14 protein-coding genes and 1 riboswitch are annotated in these 26,027 nt (G+C 72.4%); of the genes, 3 read left to right on the top strand and 11 right to left on the bottom strand.

The genetic code is table 11. From position 1 onward, the window contains the following. Window positions 1-125 precede the first annotated feature (125 nt). The gene (locus ACWDR0_RS17395; protein ID WP_456352549.1) at window positions 126-1,667 is read right to left on the bottom strand and encodes an alpha/beta hydrolase; all 1,542 of its coding nucleotides are present in this window, start codon (window positions 1,665-1,667) and stop codon (window positions 126-128) included. 417 nt (window positions 1,668-2,084) lie between these two features. Between ACWDR0_RS17395 and ACWDR0_RS17390 the strand changes: the two genes are divergently transcribed. Then, a complete protein-coding gene (locus ACWDR0_RS17390; protein WP_456352548.1) occupies window positions 2,085-2,843 on the top strand; it encodes a heparin lyase I family protein in 759 nt (252 codons plus the stop codon). Window positions 2,844-2,999: 156 nt separating this feature from the next. Here the strand turns inward: ACWDR0_RS17390 and ACWDR0_RS17385 are convergent, their stop codons facing one another. The 7 genes from ACWDR0_RS17385 to ACWDR0_RS17355 form a co-directional block, all read right to left on the bottom strand. Further along, the gene (locus ACWDR0_RS17385) at window positions 3,000-3,512 is read right to left on the bottom strand and encodes a hypothetical protein (protein WP_456352547.1); all 513 of its coding nucleotides are present in this window, start codon (window positions 3,510-3,512) and stop codon (window positions 3,000-3,002) included. After that, window positions 3,509-8,164, bottom strand: coding sequence for a DUF6531 domain-containing protein (locus ACWDR0_RS17380; RefSeq protein WP_456352546.1), 4,656 nt, complete (start codon window positions 8,162-8,164; stop codon window positions 3,509-3,511). Before ACWDR0_RS17380 ends, ACWDR0_RS17385 begins: the two co-directional genes overlap by 4 nt. 197 nt (window positions 8,165-8,361) lie before the next feature. Next, a complete protein-coding gene (locus ACWDR0_RS17375; RefSeq protein ID WP_456352545.1) occupies window positions 8,362-9,762 on the bottom strand; it encodes a hypothetical protein in 1,401 nt (466 codons plus the stop codon). A gap of 34 nt (window positions 9,763-9,796) precedes the next feature. Further along, window positions 9,797-13,780, bottom strand: a complete 3,984-nt coding sequence (locus ACWDR0_RS17370) for a hypothetical protein (RefSeq protein WP_456352544.1) — start codon at window positions 13,778-13,780, stop codon at window positions 9,797-9,799. Next, the gene (locus tag ACWDR0_RS17365; RefSeq protein ID WP_456352543.1) at window positions 13,777-16,161 is read right to left on the bottom strand and encodes a hypothetical protein; all 2,385 of its coding nucleotides are present in this window, start codon (window positions 16,159-16,161) and stop codon (window positions 13,777-13,779) included. Before ACWDR0_RS17365 ends, ACWDR0_RS17370 begins: the two co-directional genes overlap by 4 nt. A 55-nt stretch (window positions 16,162-16,216) precedes the next feature. Continuing rightward, the gene (locus tag ACWDR0_RS17360) at window positions 16,217-20,290 is read right to left on the bottom strand and encodes a DUF6603 domain-containing protein (protein WP_456352542.1); all 4,074 of its coding nucleotides are present in this window, start codon (window positions 20,288-20,290) and stop codon (window positions 16,217-16,219) included. A 17-nt stretch (window positions 20,291-20,307) separates the two neighbouring features. Further along, entirely contained in the window at window positions 20,308-21,036 is a 729-nt protein-coding gene (locus tag ACWDR0_RS17355) for a ribosome-inactivating family protein (protein WP_456352541.1), read from the bottom strand. Between the two features lie 339 nt (window positions 21,037-21,375). Next, a riboswitch (cobalamin riboswitch) is annotated at window positions 21,376-21,505 on the top strand. A 147-nt stretch (window positions 21,506-21,652) separates the two neighbouring features. On the opposite strand from ACWDR0_RS17355, the gene ACWDR0_RS17350 reads away from it, so the two are divergent. Further along, window positions 21,653-22,144 (top strand): DUF4430 domain-containing protein, encoded by a 492-nt coding sequence (locus ACWDR0_RS17350; RefSeq protein WP_456352540.1) that lies wholly within the window; start codon window positions 21,653-21,655, stop codon window positions 22,142-22,144. Window positions 22,145-22,282: 138 nt separating this feature from the next. On the opposite strand, the gene ACWDR0_RS17345 is transcribed toward ACWDR0_RS17350, so the two are convergent. Beyond that, window positions 22,283-23,665 (bottom strand): flavin-containing monooxygenase, encoded by a 1,383-nt coding sequence (locus ACWDR0_RS17345; protein ID WP_456352539.1) that lies wholly within the window; start codon window positions 23,663-23,665, stop codon window positions 22,283-22,285. A 74-nt stretch (window positions 23,666-23,739) separates the two neighbouring features. On the opposite strand from ACWDR0_RS17345, the gene ACWDR0_RS17340 reads away from it, so the two are divergent. Beyond that, the gene (locus ACWDR0_RS17340; RefSeq protein WP_456352538.1) at window positions 23,740-24,417 is read left to right on the top strand and encodes a helix-turn-helix domain-containing protein; all 678 of its coding nucleotides are present in this window, start codon (window positions 23,740-23,742) and stop codon (window positions 24,415-24,417) included. A 111-nt stretch (window positions 24,418-24,528) separates the two neighbouring features. Here the strand turns inward: ACWDR0_RS17340 and ACWDR0_RS17335 are convergent, their stop codons facing one another. Together ACWDR0_RS17335 and ACWDR0_RS17330 are read right to left on the bottom strand one after the other, a co-directional pair. Then, window positions 24,529-25,116: a snapalysin family zinc-dependent metalloprotease gene (locus tag ACWDR0_RS17335; RefSeq protein WP_456352537.1), complete on the bottom strand. Its 588-nt coding sequence runs from the start codon at window positions 25,114-25,116 to the stop codon at window positions 24,529-24,531. A gap of 227 nt (window positions 25,117-25,343) precedes the next feature. Beyond that, window positions 25,344-26,003, bottom strand: coding sequence for an MSMEG_1061 family FMN-dependent PPOX-type flavoprotein (locus ACWDR0_RS17330; protein ID WP_456352536.1), 660 nt, complete (start codon window positions 26,001-26,003; stop codon window positions 25,344-25,346). Window positions 26,004-26,027 lie beyond the last annotated feature (24 nt).

The raw sequence follows: 26,027 nt of genomic DNA, 5'->3' as shown, positions 1-26,027 counted from the left end.
GTTCATCTGGGAAGGGGTGTAATCTGGTGTCCTCTACCGTGCCCGGGGCGCGCGGGGACCTTGGCCCGGCCCCCCCGCCCCCGGTAAACGCCGGTCGCGGTGGCCCGTAGCCGTATGCGTACCGGTCAGCGTCCGCCGAACGGGGCGCGCGGGCCGGGCAGCGGCGCGGGCGCGGTGTCCGGCGCCGTGCCGCGGGCGGTGGCCGGGGGAGCCGGGTCGGGGGTGCAGGTCACGTCTCCGGCCGGGAGTTTGCCGGTGGTCAGATAGCGGGTGACGAGCGAGTCGGCGCAACTGCTGATCCCGCGGCCGTACACGCCGTGCCCCTCGCCCTCCTCGACGTACACCAGCCGGGAGCCCTTCAGCGCCCGGTGGAGCCCCCGGGCGGCTGAGGGCGGGGTCTGCGAGTCCCACTCGTTCTGGACGATCAGCGTCGGCAGCGAGTTGTCGATCCGGGTCGTGGGCTCTACGGGCCGTTCCCAGAAGGCGCAGGGCACGATGTTGGACACCGAGTCGCCGAAGAACGGGTAGCGGGCGCTGTCGCGGCGGCTGTCGGCCCGATAGCGGGCCGGATTGGTGGGCCAGCTGACGTCACCGCAGGTCACGGCGATGTACGCAGCGAGTTCGTTATCGGTGGGGACATACGGCGGATGGGGCTCGACGGGCAGGCCGGCGGCGGCGTCCCGCAGCTTCACCAGGAACGCGGCACCGAGCGCGGGACGGTACATGTCCCAGCGCATCCAGTCGCGGATCTCGGCCCCGGTGTACGGGTGGCCGCCGAGGTCGATGGGGGTCCGGTCGGCGCGTTCGACCAGGTCCCAGAAGAGCCGGCTGACCTCGGCGGGGGTGTCGCCGACTCCGTACGTCGACGAGCGTTCGGCGGTCCACCGCGTCCACCGGCGGAACGCCGGCTCCGCCTCCGGGGCCCAGTTCTGCACCATGCCCCGCCACACCTGCTTCGGGTTGACGGCGCTGTCCAGGACGAACCGGTCGACGCGCTCGGGGAACATCTCGGTGTAGACGGCGCCCAGGTAGGTGCCGAAGGAGAGACCGAAGTAGGAGATCCGCCGTTCACCGAGGGCGACCCGGAGCCGGTCCATGTCGCGGGCGATGTTGCGCGTCGTGAAGTGGGCGATGTCGGGTGTGTTGGCCCGGCACTTGGCGGCGAGATCGCGGGCCCAGTCGACGTCCTTGGCGAAGGTGGCGTCCCGGTAGGGGCGGAAGGTGAGCCGTTCGTCCCGGGTGGTGGTGGAGCAGGACAGGGGGCTGCTGGCACTCACGCCGCGCGGGTCGAACCCGATGAGGTCGTACTGGTCCTTCACCGACTGGGGCAGGGTCTCGGCCATCCACAGGGGGTAGAACAGGCTGGGGCCGCCCGGCCCGCCGGGGTTGAACAGCAGGACGCCGCGCCGCTTGCCGGGGTCGGCGGCCTTGATACGGGAGACGGCCATCTCGACGGTCCGGCTGCCGGGGTCGCTGTGGTCCACCGGGACGGGGAGTACGGCGCACTCCACGGTCGGCGGGAGGCCGGGGCCGCAGGTGCCCCAGTCGAGCGTCCGGCCGGTGGGGGCGGCGGGGGACGCGGGGGCGGCGGCGCTGGGAAGGGCGGGGAAGAGGGCCGCGGTGAGTCCCAGGGCTATCGCAGGGGTGATCAGTCGTCTGAGGCGCATGGGTGCCTTCGGCTAGCGGATGGCCGGAACCCGATGGGCCGGTGGCCGCGGTGTGCGGTCGGCCGGACGACGGGAACCGGGAGACGTGGGGGTGGTGCTGTGCGAAGGCCCGGAGGGACGGGCCGTAAGGCTGCGGACAGAGTAACGGGCGCTGGCCGAAAGGGAGTTGCCCATCCGGAATCTTGGTCCCTGGAGGCACTTCGCAGCCGTCTTGGCAGCCACCCCGAGCCGACTGGGTCGGCGGGGACGGAACGAGACGGGTGAGGCGGCCATCTTCTGTGCCGGTGGCGCCCGGAAAGCGGGCTCCTCGGTCCCTGGAGGATCCATGAAGCGCGGTCCGGCGGCCGTACCGGCCTTGGCGACCGCGTTCCCCCGGGACCCGGCTCTGCCCCAATGACCGAAGGACGGAACGGAACCATGAGGAAACTGACCGGAATCGCGGGCACCCTCGCTGCCGGAGCGACGACGATGACGCTCCTCGCGACGCAGGCCCACGCGGCGGTGATCTGGAACGCAGAGGCCCTCTCCGACCCGGGCAGGGTCTTCGAGAACGTAGGCAGCAACTGCTCGGACGCCGGCAACAGTGTCACAGCCGTCCAGGACGGCGCGGCACGCGGCATGGTGTGGAGATACGAGAAGACGAGCGGTTCGAACCGCTGTGAGAGCAAGGGTGTCGCCACCGACAACGTCAACTACGTCTTCCAGAACGGGACCACCCGGTTCTTCGGCTGGGAGAGCAAACTCTCCAACGCCGCCGACAACCACGCGATCTTCCAGTGGAAGTCCAACAGCGACGGAGCGCAGAACTGGCCCGTCGTCCTCAAGATAGACGGCGGCGGCTATCTGACCATGCTCCAGCGGCAGCCGCACCAAGCCGAGCAGACCATCTGGAGGTCGGCGGGCAAGGTCTCCGCGAACACCTGGAACCGCATCGTCATCGGCATGAAGTTCTCCGACACCCTCGACGGAGGCTGGGTCCAGCTCTGGTTCAACGGTGTGCGGCAGACCTTCAAAGCGGACACCCCGGAGAGCACCCAGCACTGGAAGGCTCAGACCTGGGACACCCTCGGTGGCGGCAACAAGCCGAAGTGGGGTGTCTACGGGGCAAAGGACCACCACGTCGTCCACTACGTGGACGGCCTGAAGATGGGCAACACCAAGGAGGACGTCGACTAGGAACTGCCCGATGGCTCTCTGACGAGCCCGCGGCGCCGGGCCGGCGCCGGTTGCCGTCGGGGACGCAGTCCTGCGAGTGGCCCGCATGGCTGCGTCCCTGCCGCGGCCCCGCGGTATGGGACGCCTTCGGACGGACCGCCGTGGCCCGGCCGGCGGTTACCCGTCGACCCGCCCCATCGCGCGCAGCACCTGCAACCACGGGTCGTCCTCGTCGGCGTCGGTCAGGGAGCGGTAGCCGGGGCCGAAGAGCGTGTCGCGGAGGAAGGAGTCAAGGTCCTCGGCCCACTGTTCGAACACGGCGCTCTGCCACCAGGTGATGCCCTGGTCGGGGAAGCCCCAGACGGTGCCGTCCGCGCGCTTGAGGAACAGCGGGTCCTCGTAGACCTTGCCGAAGCAGAACCAGTCCGCCCGGCCGAGGGTGACGGGTGCCCCTTCCACGGTGTCGGCGAGGGACTGGTTCCCGGCGGTGTCCTCGGCCGCGAAGAGGACCACGTTGCTGAAGATGCCGCCGTCGGCCGCGGTGAGGTAGTCGCGGTACGCCTCGGGCACGGCGGGGTCGAGCGGGCCGGTGTGGGCGGCGGGGACGGAGTTCAGCATGTCCCACTCCGCCTCCCGCGGCAGCAGGGCTCGTGCGCTGTCCAGCAGGTGGTGTACGTCCGGGCTCGTCATGAGGGCGGTCCTTCGATCCTGATCCTGATCGGCGTGAAATCGGGCAGGTCCCTGATCTGCGGCCAGATCTGGTAGAGCCCGATCTGCTGATTGGTGAACTGGTCCAGGATATGCAGATTGGTCGCGGCGTCCGGCCCCCCGAGCTGGAGCTCCCAGACATGGTCGGGGTTCATGCTGCTCAGGATCCGGCTGCGCAGTTGCTCCGCGAACTCGCGGTTGTTCTTGCCGAACTGGTCGAAGACCTTCTTGATCAGCTCCTGCTTGTACTTTCCGGTGATCTTCCGGTCCCGGGCCACCGGGTTTGGTGCCTTGAACAGGACACCGGCGTCGCTGAGCCGCTGCAGGGCCTCGGCCTTCATCCGGAACTGCTGCTTCGGCATGCCCGGTATCCACCGGACGGTGATCTCGACCGGGTCGAGATCCTCGCACGGCTTGAGCCCGTTGGGGTCCAGGACGGTCAGCGGGTCCGGGACATAGGCGTAGTGGTTGGGGGCCGGTGCCAGCCCGAGGGGATCGGGGGTGACATAGCGGGCGGTGTCGGGGTCGTAGTGACGGAAGTGGTTGTAGTGGAGGCCGGTCTCCGGGTCCGCGTACTGCCCGGGGAAGCGCAGCGGGGTGTACGCCCCGGCCGACCGGTTCCAGGCAGTGCCGCCCCATACGGTGGCCCGGGAGCGCCAGGCGACCTCGCCGTCCGGGGCGACCAGTTCGGTGGGGGCGCCCACGAGGTCGGTGACGATCGCGAAGAACCGGGCATCCGTGTCCCGTGCCTCGCCGTCCGGCCCGGGAGCGCGGCGTTCTGCCTGCACCAGGGGGCGGAAGCCGTCGTACTCCCAGGTGAGGCTTACGGAGGTGGTGAGGTCCGTCTGTTCGGCCAGCCGGGTGCCGTCCCAGGCGAACCGGATCTCCGCCACGACCGCGCCGGACGCGTCGTGGCGCCGTTTGGCCACCCGCCGGCCGAGCGGGTCGTACCGGTAGCTCCACCGGACGCCGTCGGGTGTGGTGCAGGCGGTGAGCCGGTCCTCGGCGTCCCATGTGTACCGCCAGACGTCGGGTTTGCGCGACAGGCGCTTCCTGCGGCGCTCCACGACCCGGCCCGCGGCGTCGTGGACGACGGTGACGGAGCCGGCGGCCGTCAGGAGGGAGCCGTCGTAGGTGCGTTCGCCGCGGGCTTCGGCGCCCGGGCCGCCGTCCGGCCACTGCGCCTCGGTCTGGTTGCCCTCGGCGTCGTAGGCGTACCGCTCGCTCCAGCCCTCGGCCGAGACGGCGAGAGGGCGTCCCAGCGGGTCCGGGGTGATCTCGCGGCTGGTTCCCCGGAGCAGGTCGGCCACGCCGGTGACGCGGTGGTCGGCCCGGTAGGAGTAGCCGCGGGAGACGGCCGGGCCCTCCGGGGTGTCGACGCGCATGCCGGTGAGCCGGCCCATGGCGTCCCAGGAGTGGACCAGGGACAGGGCGCCCAGGCTGCGGCTCAGTTCGCGGCCGGTGGCGTCGTGGGTGAAGTGCAGTGCGTGGTCGCCGACCGTGAGCGCGGCGCGGTTGCCCGCCGCGTCGTAGTGGAGCCGGGAGACGGTTTCGCCGGGGGTGGTGCGGGAGGTCCGGCGCCCGGCCGCGTCGTAGGTGTAGCGGACGGTGCGTCCGTCGACCGTCTCGGCCAGGACCCGCCCAAGGGCGTCGCGCCGCCAGGAGGCCGAGGAGTCGGGGGAGTCGGCCCCGACCAGCCGGCCGGCGCGGTCGTAGACGTATTGGGTGACGGCGCCGTCGGCGTCCTTCTCCACGGCCCGCCCCACCGGGTTGTAGCGGAAGGAGACGGTCCGGCCGAGCGGGGAGACCCGGCGGACCAGGCGTCCGAGCGGGTCGTACGCGTAGCTCTGGGTGCGGCCGTCGAAGTCGGTCTCGGACGCGAGCCGCCCGGCGGTGTCGTAGGCGTACGTCCACTCCCGGCCCAGCGGTCCCCGGACGCGGGTGAGGCGGCGCTCGGTGTCGTAGCCGAAGGTGTGGCCGGAACCGTCGGGGCGGATATGGGAGACCAGCTGGTCGAAGTGGGTGTACGCGAAGCGCTCCACCCCGCCGGCCGGGTCGGTGTGGGTCAGGCAGTTGCCCTCGGGGTCGTAACTCCACGACTCGCGCCCGCCGTCGGGGTGGACGCGGAGAAGCGGCAGACCCCCGGCGGACCACTCGGTCGTGGTGACGGCCCCGGTCTCGTCGGTCGCCACGACGGTACGGCCGAACGCGTCACGCGTGACAGAGGCGGTGTGGCCGAGGCCGTCGGTGCGGGTGAGCGGCAGCCCCGCGGGGTTGTTGGTGAAGGTCTCCCGGTCCCCGCAGGGCGAGACGACGGAGGCGAGGGCGCCGGAGCGCTCGTACGTGTAGTGGGTGACCGCGCCGTCGGGGGTGGTGACGGTGACGGGGCTGCCGCGGTCGTCGAACGCGTACCGCCACACCGCGCCCTGGGCGGTGGTGATCGCCACGGGACGGCGTTCGTCGTCGTATTCGGCGCTGGTGGTGGTGCCGTCGGGGAAGGAGATACGGAGGAGGAGGTCCCGTTCGTCCCACTGCCAGCGGGTCGTGTGCCCGAGGGCGTCGGTCGCCGAAAGGAGCCGGTCCCCGTCGTCGTGTTCCATGAGCGTGGTGTGTCCGAGGGCGTCGGTGGCGGCGACCACCTGGAAGCGGTCGTTGACGCGGTAGACCGTGGTGGCGCCCAGCGAGTTCGTGTACCGGGTGACCGTGTCGGTGGAGCCGGGGACGGTCCCGTACCCGAAGGAGGACGAGAGGCAGCCGTCGGGGCCGGTGGTGCCGGTGACGCGGCCGTCGGGGCCGTAGTGGTACCGGTAGACGGAACCGTTGCGGTCGGTCCACGAGGTGATGCGGGCGTCCGAGTCGTAGCCGTAGCGCAGCGGCCGTCCGGAGAAGTCGGTGACGGCGTCGAGGTTGCCGTCCGGGTCGTAGCCGTAGGCGAGGACGGTGACGGGCCCGCCGGGAGTGCGCAGCGACAGTTCGGCGATACGGCCGTCCACCACGGTCGTGCCGACCCGGTAGCCCCCGTCGTGGACGACCGTGACGGGGGCGCCGTCGGGGCGCCGGTCGATGGTGATGCCGTTGCCGTGCCGGTCCTCGACCTCGTACAGCCAGTACGCGCCGGAGGGGTGGTACGGGCTGCCGGAGAAGCTGCGGATCAGGCCCGACTGCGGATCGGTGATCACATAGGTGGTGATGTCGCCGTCCACCCCGCCGTGGGCGAGGGGCAGCCGGTCGCCCTCATTGGGGAGCACACCCTCCGGGTCACCCGGGGCGGGCAGCCGCGGGTACACGAGGACGGTGCCGTCCTCGCGCGCCCACAGCGCGCCCTGGCCGCGGGCGTCGAATTCGATGCGCTCGTCCAGGGTGGAGGCCCAGCTGCGGCCGAACCAGTGCCCGTAGCGGTATCCCGACAGATGCGTACGGCGCAGCACCAGCGGGAGCACACCGGGCAGGGAGAGGTCCGTCTGCGGCAGTTGCATCTCGCCGGTGGCCACGTCGACCGGGTCGGTTTCGCAGGTCCGCCGCGACGGCGGGATGCTGTTGGCCCGCGCGTTGAGCGCGGCACCGTTGAGCGAGTCGGGCTTGGTACGGGGGTTGTCGGGGGTCTTGCGGGCGGGAGTGCCGCTGTCGGGGCGTTTGCCGGTGAGATCGCCGTCGTCGCCCCGGCCGCTGCCGGTGACCTTCTTGATCCGGTCGTCGATGTCCTTGTCGGTGTTCTTGTGGGTCGTGGAGCTCTGGCCGAGGGCGTCGGGGAGCTTCTTGCCCATATGGTCGCCGAGGTGCTTGTGGCCCTTGACGAGCTTCTCGACCACGCCTTCGATCGTGCCGTCGAGAACGGCGGTGAGGGAGTCCCTGCCCTTGGCCCGTCCGTGGTGCCCCTTCGCCTTGTCGATCTTGCCTTTCGCGCGGCCGTTCATCGACGTCTGCACATGCGCCAGCCTGCTGCCGGTCGAGCCGTGGGAGTCGTGGTCGATCCCGAGGGTGCCGCCGGGCCCGCTGCCGCCCGCGGAGTTGACCTGCATTGCGGAGTTGACCTGCATTTTGGGGTCGGCGCCGGCGTCCGCGCCGGTGACGTCCATGACAGTCCGGATCGCCAGATCCGTGAGGATGCTCTCCAGCGCGGTGACGGCGGGCTGCGTGAGCGTGGCGGTGATCTCGGCGACCGCGGCCTCCGCCATCTCCTTGAGGATCCTTTTGAACGCGATCCGCGTCGCGGCGATCTTGGCACCCGCGAAGAGCGCGGTGAGCCCTACGGTGAAGGGGGCGGCGGCGAGCGCGATACCGATCGTGGCGCACAGATCGGCCAGCTCGCCGACCGCCGCGATCTTCCGGGCGACGATGATGTCCGCCACCCGGTCGAGCGCGCCCGCGATGATACGGGCCGCGCCCGCCAGGTCTTTGTTCTTGCCCTGGACCTTCTTCCAGTGCGCGTCCAGCGCGGCCAGCGATTCGCTCTGCCCCGTCGACAGCAGCCGCTGGATGTGCCCGTGCGCCGTCCCGGCGTCGTCGTCCGCGTCGTCGGCGAACTCCCGCAGGGCGTCCGCCATATCGCGGTACGCGTCCTCGTCGACGTTCGGCCAGCCCACGCCCACGACGTCCAGCATCGTGTCGACGCCCTCGGGAATCGTGTAACCCACGACTCATCAACCCCCGTCAAGCCAAGCTCGTTCGAAGCACCTCCTCCTCAGGATTCCACGAGCCGCACGGCCGTGCTCCCTCCGATTGCCGTATGGGCAGGGCCGGTTCGGCTTCTCCTTTACGGGCGTGACGGGTTCGGCCCGGCCCCGGCGCGGCCCGGAGACGCCGGGGCCGGGACCGCCTGAGGGCCCCTGCCTCAGTCGCGCGAGATACGCCAGTAGGACTCCGTGACCCGGTCCCCCGGCACCCATACGTACGGGATACGGCGGTCGCTGTCCTTCTCGTAGGTGCTGGCGTACAGGTAGCCGCCGTAGTGGTTGTTGTACAGCCCGATCTGGTCGCGGTCGGAGAGCACCCCGTAGTTGTTGATTTTGATGTCCTTGGTGACGTACAGATGCTCGTGGATGGTTACATCGCACTCCGCGAGCACCTCGACATTGCTGTTGATGGAGACCTTCTCGCCGTACGGGCCGCGCAGTTCGCGGATCCGGACATAGTGGTCGCTGCTCACCGCCTCGACCTGGCCGTAGGCGTTCAGGGCGTCGCGGGCGTTGAGGACCCCGTTGGCGTTCAGGGTGCCGGAGACGTCCAGGCCGCTCCCCACCGTCATATCGCCGCGGGCGGTCAGCCGGGAGCCCACCGTGAGGCTGTTCCGTACGTCGGCGGAGCCGCTGACCGTCAGGGCGTTGCCCACTCCGGCCGAGCCGTCGACGGTGAGGGCGGACTTCAGGGAGGTGTCCCCGTGGACCTCCAGGGTCGACCGGGCGTCTACGCCGCCCTGGACGGTCAGCGCGCTCAGCGTCGGGTCCGGCACGGTGAGGGTGAGGGTCGCGTACTGGTAGACCGGTTCGAATCCGCTGCCGCCCGCTCCGGCGGCGGACGCCATGGACCCCTCCAGGGTGAAGGTGGTGTCCGCGGTGAGGAAGCCGGTCGCGAGGGTGTGGAACGTCTCGGGGCCGTCGTGCACGAGGTTGCCGTCGCCGTCGAACAGCCGGAAGTCGGAGCCGTTGCTCTCCCAGGAGAGATAGACGCTGCTGCCCGCGGCGAACCTGGTCTTCGGGGCGGCGGCGTTCGCGTCGCCGCGTGCCAGGAAGGTGTGCAGATAGAACACGGGCGGTGTGACGGGCAGGGGGAGGACCTGCCGCCGCGCGATGTAGTCCTCGGGGTCGGACGAGGTGTCGGAGTGCTCCGCGACGTGGTAGTCGAGCATGCCGGTGGTGGAACTGAGCGGCCCGCTGAGGCCGAAGTGCACGGTGCCGTCGATCGGGGCGCTGTCGTCGCCCGCGTACCGGAAGATCGCCCGGTAGAACAGGGCGTCACTGGCGAGACCGATATGTTTTCCCGACACCTGGACCATGGAGCCGATTGCCCACTGGTCGTTGTCCGTGGAGAACGCCGGTCCCTCGGTGAAGTACGCGCCACCGCTCTGCGCGTCGCCCGGAACCGCTATCTGTATCCAGTCGCAGTACACGTCGTCCCGTTCCGCGGTGACGGCGACGTTGATCCGGCCCTGGGACGCGGTGTCCGGGGTGCTCGCCTGGAGCGGGGCCGGACTGGTGGAGAGACGGTACGTGAGCAGGGGGAGCTGATCGGACACGACGGGCCTCCTGGTGCGTCGGTGGAAGAGGTGACTACTGCTGCTCGGAGTCGGGGGCGTGGGCGGAACCGGGGCTGGGGTCGGAGTCGGGGTCGGGGTCGGGGGCGGTTTCGGGGAGAAGACGGAGCAGACCGTCCTCCAGCGTGGGCGGACGGTCCGGGAAGTCCGCGTTCGGCGGCGCCGGGACCAGGTCGTACGGTGTCCAGGACCCGCCCCCCGGAGCGGGTGGACGCAGCCACGACCAGGTGCCGTGCCGGGTGCCGGGCGGCGGGAAAGGCAGGGCGCCCGTCTCGTCGCCGCCCCCCACGACGGGTCCGAACCGGAAGACGGCCCCCAGGCCGCGGAGCGCCCCGTCGACATGCTGCCGGGGCACCGTGACGGAGGCCGTGGGGGTGATACCGCTGACGGCGTGGACGCTCGCCCGCGGGTCGACGAGCAGCAGTAGCCCGGTGGGTTCGGCGTCGCCGAAGGTCAGGTTCACATAGTTCGGGGTCCGCGGGTCGGGGGTTTGCGGGTCAGGGGTTTGCGCCGGGTCGGCGGCGCCGGGCGGTCCGATACGGACGACGAGGTCCTGGCCGTCGTCGGGGGCGGTGACGCTGTCGAACCGTTCGTAGTCGTAACCGCCACCGGGCGCGGCGCGGTAGTAGCCGATGAGGCCGTCGTCGCGGGCGGGCCGGTCGCCGAGCCGTACCGCGAACGGGTCGGCGGTGAAAGCGGACGGCGGTGGCCGGAGGGTGGCCGCCCAGCCGGGGTCGGACCGGGGCGGGCCGTCCAGGGCGAGCCGCAGCCGGGCCCGGACCAGGGCCAGCGGATGTCCGACCAGTACGGACAGGGTCTCGTCGGTACGGTCGCCGAGCGGGTCCGTTGTCCACAGCGTCGAGTCGATGACATCGAGGAACGCGCTCAGGTTCGCCTCGTCGGCGAGGGCGCGGGAGCGCAGCAGACCGGCGACTTCCGGGGCGAGCGCCCCGACCTGGTCGAGGGTGGTCACCGTGCCGTCGGGCGGCGGCTCCCACCGGCCGGAGCGGGCACCGGTCCCGTCGGTCAGGAGCCGGTAGGAGCCGAGGAAGCGGCCCTCCGGTGCGTACAGCAGCAGACTGCGGTCGAGATGGTCGGGGACCAGCCAGCCGGTGACGGGGCTGGGGTCGGCGGCCGTCTCCACCACCCGGCTGCCGGTGGCGGCGTCGAGGAGGTCGAAGTCGAGCCGGGCGGGCTGGAGGGGCCGCGGGGGCAGCTGGGCGACGGCGGCGACGGTGGGGGCGAGTGAGGACTCGGTGGTGAGTGCGGTGTCGACGACCAGCGGGAAGTTGCGGTAGTCGTGCAGTCCGCCGGTGGCCGGGTCGGGGCTGACGACATCGAGGACCCGGCCGAACTTGTCGTAGAGGAAGAGTTCTTCGAGGTGGATCTGGCCCTGCCGGACCTCGTGGAACGCTCCGCTCTCGCCGCCGGGGAGGTACGGGACGCTGGTGACCCGGCCCCGGTAGCGGCCGGGCAGGGCGTCCCCGGTGTCGGCGTCGGGGAAGCCGGCCAGGCCCGCGATCTCGGAGAAGTGCCGGTCCCGCGTGGTGGGGCGGCGGAAGGCGCGGGTGTCGCGGGCCGACAGCCGCTCGTTGAACCCGGTGAGTTCCTGGGCGAGGAAGGCCCAGTCGCCGACGGCCGCGAGCCGGGCGGGGAGTTCGTCGCGCTGGTCGGCGGAGCCGTACCGGGAGACGAACTCGGCCAGCCGGGCGGCGAACAGGGTCCGGGGGTGCGGGCCGAGGTCGGAGATGCCCTTGACGACGACGGGCGCCGGGGTGGGCGCCGTGCCCGGGACATAGCGGTAGTCGGTGCCGTCGAAGGCCCAGCAGGGCCGGCCGTCGGCGGTGTGCGGGATGTGGTGGTAGACGGCCTTCCACTCCATGAACAGCGGCTCCCAGGGCTGGCTCCAGGGGGCCGTGCCCAGCGCGGGCGGGGTGCCGGTGCGGTCGCCGGGCCGGTGGGCCGCGAGGGCGGCGGCGACATCGGCCTCCGGCAGCCCGGCGGCGGCGGCCAGGGCTCCGGCGCTGCCGGGGTCGAGCAGGAAGTACTCCGAGAGCAGCCCGGCCGTCTCGTCCGGCAGTGAGCCGGAGGCGGGGAGGGCGGGCACCGGCCCCTGCCCGGGAGACGCCGTCAGGGTTCTGCCCAGCACCGTGACGGCGCTGACCAGCGGGGTCGGTGTGGAGTCGGTGAGCGGCCGGACGGGTACGGGGGTGTCGGAGACCGTGGCGTCGGCCGGGGGCAGTACCCCGGACAGGCTCACCACGGGGTTGGCGGCATGCCGGTACGGGGGCCGGGGCACGGCCTTGAGCACGGCGCCCTCCGGCAGCCCCCTGGCCCGGGCGAAGGCGCTGATCCCGGCGAGCAGCGCGTCGTGGGAGCCGGCGTACGGCACGGACCGGTCCGGCTGGGGCACCCGGTCGGCGAGGGTGCGGGCCTCGGCGGCCTTCGCCCGTACGGTGTGCGCGAGCGAGCCCTCGCGGGTGGGGTCGAGTTCCGCCTGGATGTCGTCCTGGTCCGGCGCGTGCGCGGGCGGCGGGTCCAGGATGCCGAGGAGACCGTTCTTCAGCCAGAGGGAGTTGAGCCGCCACTGAAGGGCGTGCACCTCGCCGAGCAGGCCGTCCAGCCGGTGCTGGTCGTCGTTGAGAGCGGCCAGCCAGCGGGGTGGGGTGAAGGGTTCGGGAGATGCACCCCCGGCCGCGGAGGCGCCGGTTCCGGTGCCGGAGGCTCCGGTGTCGGAGGTGTCGGTGTCCGCCGGTGCGGAGCCGTCGGCCCCGGTGCCGGAAGGTCCGCTGTCGCCCGGTGCGTCCCCGGCGGGGCCGGCGTCCGCGGGCGGCGGTGTCACCGTCCAGCGGTAGCCGCCCGCCGAGGCGCCGAACGAGGCGGCGTGGACGGCCCGGCGCACCCGCTCGTCGCCGCCCTTCTCGTCGGCCACGGGGAGCAGATCGTGCAGGAAGGCACGGAGGAGTTGCAGGTCGGCGGCGCTCGGCGGGGCACCGGCTGCGTGCAGCGCGTGTCCGGCGAGTGCGGTGAAGGCGTCTTCGGTGGTGGTCCCGATGGCGACGTTGAGCGCTCCGCTGTCCCTGACGGTGTGGAGCGGGTCGGGGGCGGGCGGACCGGTGGCCGCCGGGTCCCAGGGGACGGCCAGGGCCAGCCCCTGGTAGAGGCTGCCGACCGTGGGGACGAGGTCGCCGTCGAGGACCGGGTTGCCGGTGATGCGCGGGTCCCGCCAGCCGAGCCGGGTGAGCCGGTCGGCGTAGGAGATGCCGGGCACCGGTACGGCGAGGACATCGGCGGCGGGGTCGGAGTACCAGCCGACGACCTGGTATCCGAGGGTGTCCGCCACCGGAACGTCGGCGAGGTCGTCCAGGAACGAGAAGACGTTGGTGTTGTGCGGGACATAGCCGGTGAAATGCGGGTCGCCCGCCCCCATGGCGGTGAGGAACAGCGGGTCCCGCGGGGCCCGTTCCGTCCAGGGCGCGGCGTCGGTGTGCGGGAAGGCCAGTCCGATGGCCGCCTGATGGGCCCGGGAGGTCCGGGCGCTGCGGTACGGGTCGGGGCTCGCCGACCAGGCGCCGAGGGTGTCGTCGCTGACCAGGCAGGGGCTGGAGTGTTCGAGGAGATGGCCCTGCTGCCGGGCGTACGGGGTGTGCGGGCAGTCGCTCTCGACCACCCATGCCCTGACCCGGCGGACCGTCGTGCCGCTGAACCGGGTGACGAGCCACCGGTTGGGTACGAGCGGATAGTCGGCCTCGCCGGTGACGGGGTCCTCGGTGCCGTGGCGCAGGCCCCGTGGCAGCGTCCAGTGCAGATGCACCCCCGTACCGCTGAAGAGGGGGCTGTCGCTCTGGCGGTCTCCTTCGTCCGGGTCGGGGCTCATGTAGTCGTTCAGGGCGAGGTAGTTCCGGCGCCGGGTGCGGAAGCCGTCCCGGCGCAGCAGGGCCGTTGACACCACCAGGGCGTCGAGGGCGACCGGGACCACGAGGGCGGGGCGGCCGCTCATCCCCGGTCTCCTTCCGGTGCGGGGAAGCGGTCGCCGTCCGGGCCGTCGAAGCGGATCGCCTCGGGGACCTTGACCAGTTGGAGGGCGAGGTCGGCGGGGCCGAGGGGGCCGAGGGGGACGCCGTGCGCGCGGTCCAGCGCGGCGGACAGCGCGGGGACGAGCGAACCGAGGTCCAGCACCCGGACGGCGGGGTCCGCGGACGGGCGCAGATGGTCCAGGACCGCGAAGGTGACATCGGGCCCGAGCTGCTCGCCGAGCGGCAGCCGGGGGCCGGTGTCCGGCGGCGTCAGGCTGCGCAGCGGGATGAGGCCGTCGTCCTCGACCCCGAAGCGGAATCCTTCCTGGGGTTCGGCGATCTCCACGGTCGCGGGCACCCCGTTGAACAGGCACAGCAGCACGTCGGGGGAGAGACGGTCCATCCGCAGGACCGGCAGCGGGCGGCCGTCGGGGCCGACGGCACGGACGGCGAGGTTGGGCCAGCCGGAGACCAGGGCGGAGCGCAGCAGCAGTCCGCCGACCGGACCGGGAGCGGCGGGCGGGTCCCCGGCGGGATCGCTCGCGACCCCGCGGACGGTGTCCCGGTGGGCGGCCGCCGACTCCGCGGCCTTCGCCCGGACGACCGCGGCCACCACCTGGTCCTGGAGGGTGTCCCGGCTCGACCGGGCCCCGAGCCCCAGCGCCCCGCCGACCAGCGCGGCCGTCCAGTTCGGGTCGGTGTGGAAGAAGCGGAGCGACTCCGGCGGCAGCATCCGGCGGTCCGGTACGAGACGGCTGAACGGCACCCCCCGGAGCAGCAGCAGCCGCCCCAGCCACTCCACCACCGGCGCCAGGTGCCCCTTGAGCGTGTCGTCCTCGTCCAGGGCCCCGGCCACGGCCGCGCGGGCGGCGTCGGAGCGCAGGAAGGCCTCCAGGTCGGCGCCGGGATCGTCCGGCGCCGGCCCGGGCGCGGGGGGCGACCAGGTGCCGGCCGGGCGGGCCGGGGCCGCGCCCAGGGTGTCCAGCAGGGGCCCGTCGAGCAGTGCGGAGAAGGCCGTACGGGCGGTACGCGGCCGCTCCGCGCCGCCGTCCGGCGGCAGATGGCTGCTGGTGGCGCGGTGGTAGAGGCTGTCGGCCAGACCCCGGACGGCGCGCTTGAAGGCGGTCAGCTCCCCGGCGTACGCGGAGTCGGCGAGGGCGAGCGCCCGGCCGGTCTCGAACGCGGCGGCGAGCGACACGTCGAAGCAGCCCCGGACCGGGTCGTAGACGAGGAGGGAGTCCGCGGCTCCCGCGGTGGCCACCCGGTCGGTCACCGGGGGCAGTACGGGGGTCAGCGGCCCCCGGTACCAGCCGAAGGTGCGCTCGCCCGACCGGATCCGGTACGGCAGCGGCACATAGCCCGCGCCGGTCCGCCGGGCCACCTCCCGCCGGGCCGCCGGGGTGCCGTCGGTGTCCTCGTACGGGGAGGGCAGCCGCAGCCACATCTCCTCCCGGGTCGCCGCGCGCGAGCGGTCCGGGGCGAGGGTGAGCCCTTCGGCGAGGCCACGGAAGTGCGCCCCGGCGTCGGGGTGCGCCCAGAACGTCCAGCGGCACAGCGACAGCAGTGCGACCGACGTACGGCCCCGGAAGTCGGGGCCGGGCCCCAGGAGCGGTTCGTGGCCCTCCAGGGAGACCAGGTGCACGATGTTCTTGGTACGGGCCTCCGGGGGCGATCCGGGCGGGGCCGCGGCCGGGAACCGGTTGGCGGCGACGACGGCGAACAGCCCGTCCTCCTCGATACCGAGGACGGGCCGGTCGCCGGTGTTGGCGCCCCGGCAGTGCGCCAGGTGGCGCAGTTCGTCCAGCCGGGGGACCACCTGGCGGAACACCTCGGCCGTGATCCGGACGACCTCGCACGGATCGTCCCGCCCGACGTCCGCCTCCGGGGACAGCGCGGGCTTGAGGACATCCGGGTCGTCGGCGAGGAACGCGCCCACGGTGGTCGGTTCGGAGCGGGCGGGCGCGGTCGCCGCCCCGGTGATCTGGTCGTCGGTGAGGACCAGCAGTGCCAGCCACGGAGTGGAGCGGTCCGCTCCGCGCAGCGGGCGTTCCCACGGCAGCAGCGGATCGCCGAGCACCACATGCGGCAGGACCTCGGCGAACCGGCCTTCGGCGGAGTCCGGAGGCTGCCGGGCGACCACCGCCGTCGCGCCGACGGCCACTTGAGGGGCGCGTACCGTGAACCGCTGAACGGCCCGGAACGGACCGCCGACGGTCCGCGCGCCCGCGTCCGCGCCGGTGCGCAGGGTGTGGGTGACCTCGATCCGGTAGTCGCCCGCGGGCAGGGCGGGCAGATAGTGGTCGTGCAGTTCGACGTCCCCGACGGGGATGGTGTCGCGGGCGGGGTGCTGCGGGCTCGGGCTCATATACGGCTCCCTCGGTCCTGGAACGGGGTCCGGAGCGTCCGTCCGGAACCGGAGATCAGTCCTGGGGCGGGTACCGGGTCAGCGGGGCCCGGCTGTAGAGGTGGGCGGCGTCCGCCGCCAGCCCGGCCAGCGTGTCCGCGGGACCGCTGAACAGACCGGCGTCGGCCAGTGCCGCGCAGAGCAGGTCGCGCCCGGCGCGTGCCGTACCCCGGTCGGTCTCCGCGATCCGCTCCACACAGGAGTCGTCGGGTACGCCGACGGGGTCGCCGCCGGGAACGGGGGAGGAGGGCAGCGGCGCGAGACCGGGCGGGATCTCGTCGGCGGTGTACGTGCCGAGCGGGAAGACCCCGCGCGAGCCCGCCAGTTCCGGCCGGGGCGCCCGGAGGTCGTAGCCGACGGGCCGGCCGGGCAGCACTTCGGCGCCCGGCGCCTTCGGGGTGTGGCTGAAGGGGACCGGCGGGGCGCCCCACAGCGAGGCGGGGAGACCGTGGGTACGTGCGGTGGCCGTCCAGCCGTCCAGCGAGGCCGGCGCGTCCTCGTAGAACAGCTCCAGACGGTGCTCACCGACCAGTCCGGCGCGGTCCATGGGCCGGATGTCGACCGCGGGCCCGTCCCCGGGGCCGGACGGCGACAGCGGGATGTTGCCCAGTCGCAGATGGCTGGCCGGTACCGCGGACTGGGTGAAGAGCCGCAGGTCACGGGCGCGGGCGTACCAGACCTTGCCGCTGTCGCCGCTGTCGCCGCGGTCCCGGGCGGCGTCGGCGGTGCTGCCGGTGCCGGTGGCGTCGGTGGCGTCGGCGGTCCGGTCCACGCCGTTCACCGGCGCGATGGTGACGACGTCCGCCGGTTTCGGCAGCAGGTCCGCGAACTCGTCCCAGCCCAGCGCCTCGGTGTCCGCCGCGGAGCGGCCGGGCCCGAAGGCGATGGTCTTGGAGAAGGTCAGGAAGTGCGCGGTGACCGAGCCGCCGGTCGGCGGCCCCCACAGTTCCAGACCGGCGCCGACGGTCACGCTGACGGTCTTGTGGAGTATCCCGATGTTGATCTGGTAGGAGGCGCCGATGCTCACCGAGATCCGGGCGGTGAAGAAGAAGGGCCGCCAGGACAGCAGGACGTCCGCCTGGGCGGTGAACCACGCCCGGAAGTCCCCCGCGTGGAAGACGATACTCAGCCGCCCTCCGGCCATCGCGCACGACGGGGTCACCGCGAGATACGCCTGGGCGGTGATCGTCAGCTGGTCGCTGACGGCCCAGTCGATGCCGAGCCGCGGTACGTCGGGGTAGCCGGCGGGGCGCCGGAACGACGGGTGGTAGCCGCCGAGGGTGACCACGAACTGTCCCGCGTTCGGGTGGTCGCCGAACCAGAACGAGGCGGCGAAACCGCCGGTGAGACGGCAGGCGGGAGTCAGGACGTACGACACCGGCGCCAGCTGCGCGGCCAGCTCGAAGCTCCCGGCGAGGGGCCGGACGACCGCTTCGAGCCCCAGCTCGGCGTAGACGTAGGTCCGGGTCGCGGACTCGGCGGGCATCGGCAGCTGGAGGGTGGCGATCCCCAGCAGGGCGAGCGCCGTCTCCTGGCCGAACTCGGCGGCCAGCAGCACCTTGGCGTTCACCACCTCGGCGACGCTGAACTCGATGCCCAGGGCCAGCCAGTACGCGCCCTGCCGCGGGGCGATCCACTCCCGCGGCGGGTCGCCGGGCACGGCCGGGCTGCGCCCTTCCAGGACGTCCAGCACCGCGGACGGCCGCCGGTCGGCGTCCGGCCCCTGCTTGTTCAGCACCAGCAGGGGGAACCCGGACACCTCCCGGGCGCTCGGGAGGGCGAGTTCGCGGTTGAAGCCGAATCCGGCCATCAGCCCGGTGACCAGGATCGGCGGCGCGGCCACCAGGGGCGCTTCGAGCTGGGCGAAGACGAACAGCGACGGCTCGCCGGAGGTCAGCTGGGCGTACGAGCCGACGGCGGCCAGGGAGAAGTCCGGCAGGGCGATGGTCGCGGTGCCGTCGAACTGGAAGGCCACCCCCTTGCCCAGCCGGTCGTCGGGGAGATGCAGCAGCGCGCCCTCGATTTCGACCGGGGGAGCGACGTAGCCGATGCCGAGGCCGTCGAGACGGAAGACGGGGGCGAACCGGTCCAGCGGGGAGCCGGCGGCCAGACCGTCCAGCGACATGGTCAGCGGCCCGAGCTGCACCCCTGCGTCGAGGCCGAAGAGCAGCACGTTGTGCTGGTACATCACCCCGACCCGGTTGATCCGGACGACCCCGAGCTGCTTCTGGACGTCGAACCAGACACCGCCGGCCGCGGGGGCGGCGGGCCCGGCAGGGGCGGGCGCGGGCGGTGCGGGCGCGCTGGGCGCAGACGAGGACGAGGACGGGGCCGGTGCGGAGCCGCCGGAACCGCCGGGGGGAGTGGGTCCCGCGGGCAGACCGAGGGCGACGGGTGTCCGCTCCCCGCCGATGCGCAGATCGGCGAGGGCGGCCGGTCCGGCCTTCAGCCCGCCCGCGGGTAACTCCACCACCCCGGCCCGGGCGAGCAGCGTGTTGGCGGCGCCGGCCGCGGCGGTGTCGAACACCCCGGAGGAGTAGAGGATCTGGACGTTGTCGACGGCGAGGTCGCTGCCCGCCTCGGCCAGGAACGCGCCGACGAGCGGGAGCCCGGCCAGCTCGACCGAAGCCGACAGGTCGACCCCGACACAGAACACGGCCGGGCCGTCCGCCGGTTTGACGCGGACGAACTTGGCGTCCTTGAGCCCGATACGCAGGCTGTCCGGTATCCCGGCCGCCAGATCGGCGGAGAAGTGCGCGACCAGGTCCCGGAGCGTGACCTGTGCACCGTCGTCGGCGGAGTGGAACCCGGCGACCAGCAGACCGGTCCCGGTCCGCTCCGAGTCGAGGACGACGTCGAAGACGAGATCGCCGACGGTCAGCCGCCCGCCGTAGTGGACGGCGGAGTCGTTCCGGGTGACGGTCAGGGCGAGCGACGCGGTGATGCCGTCCGCAAGGGTGATCCGTCCCCGGCAGAGGAAGTCGAAGACCTCGGTACCGGTGGTGTGGGAGAGCCGGAGCGCGGTGAGTTCCAGGGAGCGGAGCGGGTCGGGGACTGCGGGCAGCCGCAGGGCGTCGACGAGGTCGCCCATGGCGATCGCCCCGGCCGCCAGCCCACCGCTGAAGGTCCAGCCGCCCCGCGCGCCACCGGTCTGCGAGGCGGACAGGTCGATCTCGATGGACCGGCCGATCGTCACCGTGCCTCTGATCCCGGCCACGAAGCCGCGGGCGGGGTCGTAGTAGAGGGCCACGGACAGGGCCGTGAGCGCGAAGGGCCCGATACCCCAGTCCCCCGTGGCCTTCAGCCGGACGAGGAACGACCTGCCGAGGCTTGCGGCGAACGACAGTTCGGCGACGGAGAGTTCCGCGGGCACCTCGCTCACGGGCAGCCCGAAGGACTCCAGTACGGCACGGACACGGACCGGCTCGTCACCGCGCAGCCGGCCGCTGACCCGCAGGTCGGGCAGCCATACCGCGATCTCCAGCGGGAGGGCCCCGAGGTCGAGCGCGGCGACGACGGCCATGGCGGTGACAGTGACGGTGTGGACGGCCGGTACGGCTCCGTCCGCCGGGGTCAGCCGGAGGTCGAATCCGGCGACATCACCGGCCGCCAGGCCGAGCGTTCGCAGCCCTTGCCGGGCGCTCTGCCACCCGGGCGCGGAGCCGAGGCGTTCCCCCAGCTCGTCCAGTGCACCGGCGAACGCCCCCTGGTGCCGGGGGCGTACGGCGGCGGTGAGCCGTCCGTCCTCGCCCCCGGTCACCGTGCACACCACGTCGACGGTGTCGAACGTACCGCTGAGAACCAGCCCGGCGGAGCCGTCCACGGCCACGGTCACGGTCACCCCGGTCACCGTGAGCGTGACCCGGCCGCCCGCGGGCCAGCCGGTGGGGGAGCAGACGAGAACGAGGGTCAGCACGGTGTGTCCGGGGTCGAACCCCGGCTCCTGCGAACCGGCGGCACCCCGGCAGACACCGTCCGGGAACGTCACCAGCAGGTCGGCCAGTTGCGGGGGCAGCGCGGTGTCCGTGGCGCGCAGTACGGGGGGATCCCCCGGGCTCGTCAGGTGCGCTTTCAGGGCATCGAGATCCACCGGACCCCCTCTGTCGGCTACTGGTGCAGCGCGCCGTTCCCCATGATCTGTCCGGCCTCGGCCGGACCCACCTCGCGCCCGGCGTACCGGATACCGGGTTTTGTCCCGCGGACCACCGCCGAAAGGTCGTCCCACTTCTTGACGGCCTCGTTGAAGTACATCGTCTCCGTACCGTCCGGCCGCGTCAGCCGCGTGTACTGGGACCAGGATTCCGGCCAGACGGTCAGGAAGTTCTCGAAGAACCCACCGAACCGGGCCATTTCCGCGGTCATGATAATAAGCCGGTGGAATGCTTCCTCGGCTTTTTCGGGTATGCCCGATCCGGTCTTCACCAGCTTGTCGACATGGTTGTAAAGGGTCTCCAGGTCGTTGATCATCTGGAACCCTCCGATATCGAAGTCCGGAGCGGCCTCGGAGTAATTCGAGTTGACGCGCTGATTGGTCTGCACGGGCACCGGCTGCTCGGGTGCGGCCTGATTCCCGCGGGCGGCGAGAAAGCGCTCCGTGGCGCCGGCCCGGCCGATCGACCAGCCCTGGACGTAGAGATTCTGCTTCAGAACGTAGAGCCGGACCGCCTTGGCCCCGTAGTCCAGCTCGAAATCCACCCGTACGAACCGGGTATCGGGGTTCTGCGGGGATCCGATGCCGGGGTTGAAGTGGCCGCGCAGAAACCGAATCATCTCGCGGAACGCGGGCGCATCCGATTCGTAACCGGCCGCATAGGTGTGGACGTCCCCGTCTGCCATGACCATTCCGCGGACCCCCCGCCGGATTCCCCGTCGCCGTGGACCGCCACAGTCTCGCTGCTGTCCGGACGGATGCGCAAGGCTGCGATGCGCCGGGCCGCGGCGGAATTCCCCGGAACTGTGACGGAGGGCAAGATGTGTGCCGAAGGCGTCTTGTGGGGCGTGATGTGCGGGGCAGGCACCTTGAGGAAAGCCGGGGTGAGCGGTGGGCGCGGCCACCACCCGGGAGCGCCGGTACGGGGGCGGTGCGTCCCGCCCGGCAGCCCGGGTGCGGGAGCGCCGTCACCCGGCCCGGCGCTGTGGTCAACTCGCCTCCGTGCTCGTACGATTCGTCATCCCGGTCCCCGACCGGGTGACAACTTCATAGCCGTGTGTCTCTGGGGGAAGCCGGTGGGAGTCCGGCGCTGACCTGCAACCGTGTGCGGCGCGCTGCGCCGCGAGCCGGGATGCCCAGTACACGGTTCGCTTTGCTTCCTCCGCCAGGTCTGCGGCGTGAAGCCTTGCGCCCAGGGGCGTTCCGTCCCGTCTTCCGCCACAGGTCGCGGCGGGGCGGGGCGGCGTGATCCGCCCCGGTGTGCCGGGCGCGCGGCGGGCCCGGTCCGACGAAAGGCGTTCCATGCCCGCACAGCTCGCTCAGCGTGCCGCCGCCACCGCGGCGGTCCTCTCACTGGCTTTCGCCGCGGCACCCGCCGCCGCCGCACCCGCCGCGCCCGCGCACCGTACCAACGCTCCGGTGAAGGTCTCCCTCACCGTCCAGGGGCCCGACGGGCTGCTGTTCAGCGGAAAGGTCAGAACCAGGGGGCACGATGTGACCACCGCCTCCGGTGGTACCCACAAGTGCGACGGCACCAATGGCGGAGCCCATCCGGCCAAGGTGCCCACACCGACCGCCGCGCTCGACGATGCCGCCCGCAAGCACGGTTTCACCTGGGACGGCCCCTGGTACCCGTCCTTCGACGACTTCTTCGTCGACACCATCAAGAACGTGAGCGGCGGTGCATCGGCCTACTGGAGCATCGCCGTCAACGGCACGCCGACCCCGGTGGGCGGCTGCCAGTTCCGGATAAAGTCCGGCGATCTGGTCTCCTTCACCTGGACCGCTTTCTGACGGAGCGTCCGGGGCGGAGTCCCCGGAGCCGCACCCGCGGGCCGGGAGCCGGTCCGAAGCCTCCCGCCCGCGGGGCCCGGGAAGGGGCACGCTGCCGTACCGCGTTCCTGCGATGCGGCACTCGGCCGAACCGCGTTCCTACGGTGTGATCACCGATGACGCGGTTCCCGAGCGGAGGACATGGTCGATATGGATCTGGCGGGCGATGAACCGCCCGTTCTCGACATTGGCGCCGATGGCGACCGGGGCGAGAGAATTCCCGTCCGGGAGCCCCGCGTAGTACAGGCCGGGAATCGCCCCGAGAACGCCCTTCCGCTGGAGCGGCGCGCCGTGGCCGTCGAGGGCGCGCGCCGGGAGGATCCGGTAGTCGGGTCCGAAGCCGGTGCACCAGATGATCGAGGTGATGCCGTGGCGGGCGAGGTCGAGGCGGTCTCCGAACGGAGCGATGCGGTCCATGTCGACACGGGGGGCCGGGTGCTGTTCGGGGACCGGGAACCCCCGTTCCCTGATGCCGGTGTCGATGGTCTCGATCACCCGCCGGAAGCTGCGGGCGGACGCCTCGGCGACGGCGACGACGTTCTCCTCCAGCCGCAGGATCCCGCCGGCCGCCGCGCGCACGGAGCCGACGAGCACGACTCCCTTTCCGGCCAGCGTGGCGAGATTGAGATCGCCGGTGCCGTCCAGCACGGCCGCCACCGGGAGGCCGGGCAGCACCCCGCCGCGGCCGGCGTCGACGTTGCCCGCCCGGACGTACTCCTCCTCCAGGCCGAACACGAACATCCATTCGTGGAGGCTGCGGCCCCGGTAGTGCCGGGGCCAGGCGCCGTGGCGGCCGACCGACAGATAGACGCTCCGCCCGGCGTCCGCCAGCTCGTCGGCGATCTGCTGGCCGCTGATTCCCGCGCCCACCACCAGGACGGCACCGGCCGGCAGGGATCCGGGGTTGCGGTAGTCGTGGGAGTGCAGCCGGGTGACGGACGGGTCGATATCGGCGGCGAAGGAAGGGGTGCGGGGAGCGGCGTAACCGCCCACCGCCACCACGAGGTTGCGGCAGCCGATGGAACCCCCGTCGCGCAGCAGGGCCCTGAACCGCACGGCGCCGCGGCCGGAGGTATCCGGCGGACACTCGACCCGCCGGACGGCCGTGTGCTCCCGGATCCGGAGCTTCCGGTCCGCCGCATAGCGGCGCAGCCGCCGGGCCAGTTCGCGGCCCGGCATAAAGCCGTCGGGGTCGTCTCCGTCGTACTCCCGGCCGGGGAACCGCACCGACCGGTTGCCGCTTCCCACCAGCAGACTGTCCCACCGCTCGTGCCCCCATGACTGGCCGATCCGCCCCCGCTCCAGCACCAGGTGCTCCCGGCCCAGGGCCTGAAGGGAGGCGGCCGTGCCGCAGCCCTGCTGGCCCGCGCCGATGATGACGGTCTCGGCGTACTCGGTGCTCGCGGTGTGCTCGGTGTGCTGGGAGTTCTGGTTGTGCTGGGCGTTCTCGGCGTTTCCGGTGCTGCTTCCGACCTCTGACACGGTCGACTCCTCCTGCCGGACGGGTAGGAGTTCGGATCTTGTCCCGTCAAGTCGACTTGATGTCAACTGGGGGCATGACGCGACATGGTGTCTCCATCGGTGAAGCGGCGGCGCTGTACGGCCTTGCGCCGTCCACGGTGCGGTGGTGGGAGGACCGGGGTGTGCTCGACCCGCCGGCCCGTGCGGGTGGCAAACGGCTCTACGGCGAGGCGGACCTCCGCCGTCTCGGTCTCGCCTATCTCTGCTGTGTGGTGGGCCGGATGCCCTTGGACCAGGCGGCCGTCGTCACCTCGGGAAAGGCGGCGATCCCCGCCTGGCGCACCGCCGTCGGCGAACAGATGGAACTGCTGGAGCAGCGGATCGGGCAGTTGCGGGCGGCCCTGGAGTACCTTCGCCATCTCCGGCTCTGCGAGGACGACGACATCGTCCGGGACTGCCCCCTCCTGGAGTCCGAACTCGCCGCGCACACCCCGCGCGGAGCCGTCCCCGGTGCCGACCTGGTCTCCGCCGCCCGTGCCGCGCGGGCTGTCGGTATCCGGCACACGGAGACCGGGTCCGGTGACGAAAGTCCGCCCGGTGCGGCGTCCGGTTCCCCGTCCGGTGACGAAAGTCCGGTGTGCTGCCCCGGCTGCGGGGAGCCGGTGCGGCCGGCCTCCGGCGGCCGGCCCCGTACGTACTGTTCGGCTGTCTGCCGGCAGCGCGCCTACCGGGCACGCCGCCGCGGGACCGCGGTATCGGACGGGAACTCCTGACCCGGCGGTGCCGTGCACATCGCCCGGTGGGCGGACGCGCACGGCATCGCCGGGTCAGGCCGTGGCGGGGCCGGTGAGGACGATGCTTGCCCGGACCCCGCAACGGGGCGATCAGTAGGGCGCGTCGACCAGGACGCGTCCGGTGGCCGGGGTACGGACGGCGGCGGCACCGCCCGCGTAGGCCGATTCGACGCGGGCCTGTTCGGTGGCGTTCGGGATCGCGTTCCGGCAGGCGGTGCCGGGGCTCGAACCCGACATCAGCTGGGAGCAGGGGCCGGGCTTGGTGTCCGGCAGCCCCAGGTTGTGGCCGATTTCGTGCGCGACGATACGGATCTTGTCATAGCCCAGGGTGACTGCCTGGGCGCCCAGTTCGACCCGGCTTCTGCCGCCCGGGCGGACCGGGCCGAGGGTGGCCTGCGGCCAGCCGCTGGTGGCGACGATCTGGATTTCGGCCCGGGCGCCGGGTGCGGCTTCGACCAGTCTGACGTTGTCGACGTTGGTGTTCCACACGGCGACTCCGGCCGCGACGGCCGCCTCCCATCCGTAGGCCCTGCTGTCGTCGTAGTAGAGCGTCACCGGCGCCGCCGCGTTCGCCTCGGGTGCCCGGTCCGGCCCGGATGTGGCGTGTGCTGCGGGGGTTGCGGCCAGCGTGATCACCGCGGCGGTGCTGAGTGCCTTGAACCATATGGAGTGCGGCATTGCCGTCCCTTCACTCGGAGAGGCTCGGTGCTGCTCGAAAGCCGAAAAGCCCAGGGAAGGGCGCCGCCTGCGAACCGCGGTGTCCGGAAGCCCGGTTGCCGCGTCTCCCTGAGCCACCCGAAATATAGGCCCGCCCTGAGGAGCGTGCCATGCACCTGTCAGACAATTCGCGGACGGCGGCACCCGTGCGGGCCCGGCCCGGACCCGTTCGGACCCGGCCCCGCCCCTTACTCGTACCGGTACTTCAGCGCGTCGGCTTCCCGCTGCTCGATATCGGCGATCGTGAGTTCCGGCATCCGCAGCTGGGCCAGGGTCACTTCGGCGGAGGTCGGCTGGGCGTCCGCGGGCAGCCACTGCTCCGGTTTCCAGGCTCCGCCGCGCAGCAGCGACTTGGGGCAGTGCGGATAGACCTCCTCGATGCCCACCACCAGCGCGCTGGCCGGCGGCTTGCCCACCGCGGTCAGCTGGGACAGCAGGTCCGCGCGGGTGGAGACGCAGGCCCGGCCGTTGACCCTCAGGGTCGTGGTGCGCCCCGGTACGACGAAGAGCAGCCCGGCCCGGCCGGTGGCGATGACGTTCTGGAGGGTGTCCAGGCGCTTGTTGCCGGTCGCGTCCGGTATCGCCAGCGTCCGGGAGTCCAGCACGGCGACGAACCCCGCGGGGCCGCCGCGCGGCGAGACGTCGCAGTTGCCCTCGGCGTCCGCGCTGGCGACCAGTACCAGCGAGGAGCAGGCGATCAGCCGCCGGGCCTGCTCGGTCAGCTCGGTCATCTGCTTGCGCACCGCCGCGTCACCGGGGAGTTCGTAGACCTCCCGCAGCGCCTCCTGGTCGGACACGGAGTCGAGGAGGAGGGAGTCGAAGGCCGTGCCGGTGCGGGAAGGTGTCATGGCCCCGACTCTAAGGGGAACCGG

It is taken from the genome of Streptomyces sp. NPDC003691 (genome assembly GCF_053981115.1).
This window is presented reverse-complemented; position numbering and strand designations above follow the sequence as displayed.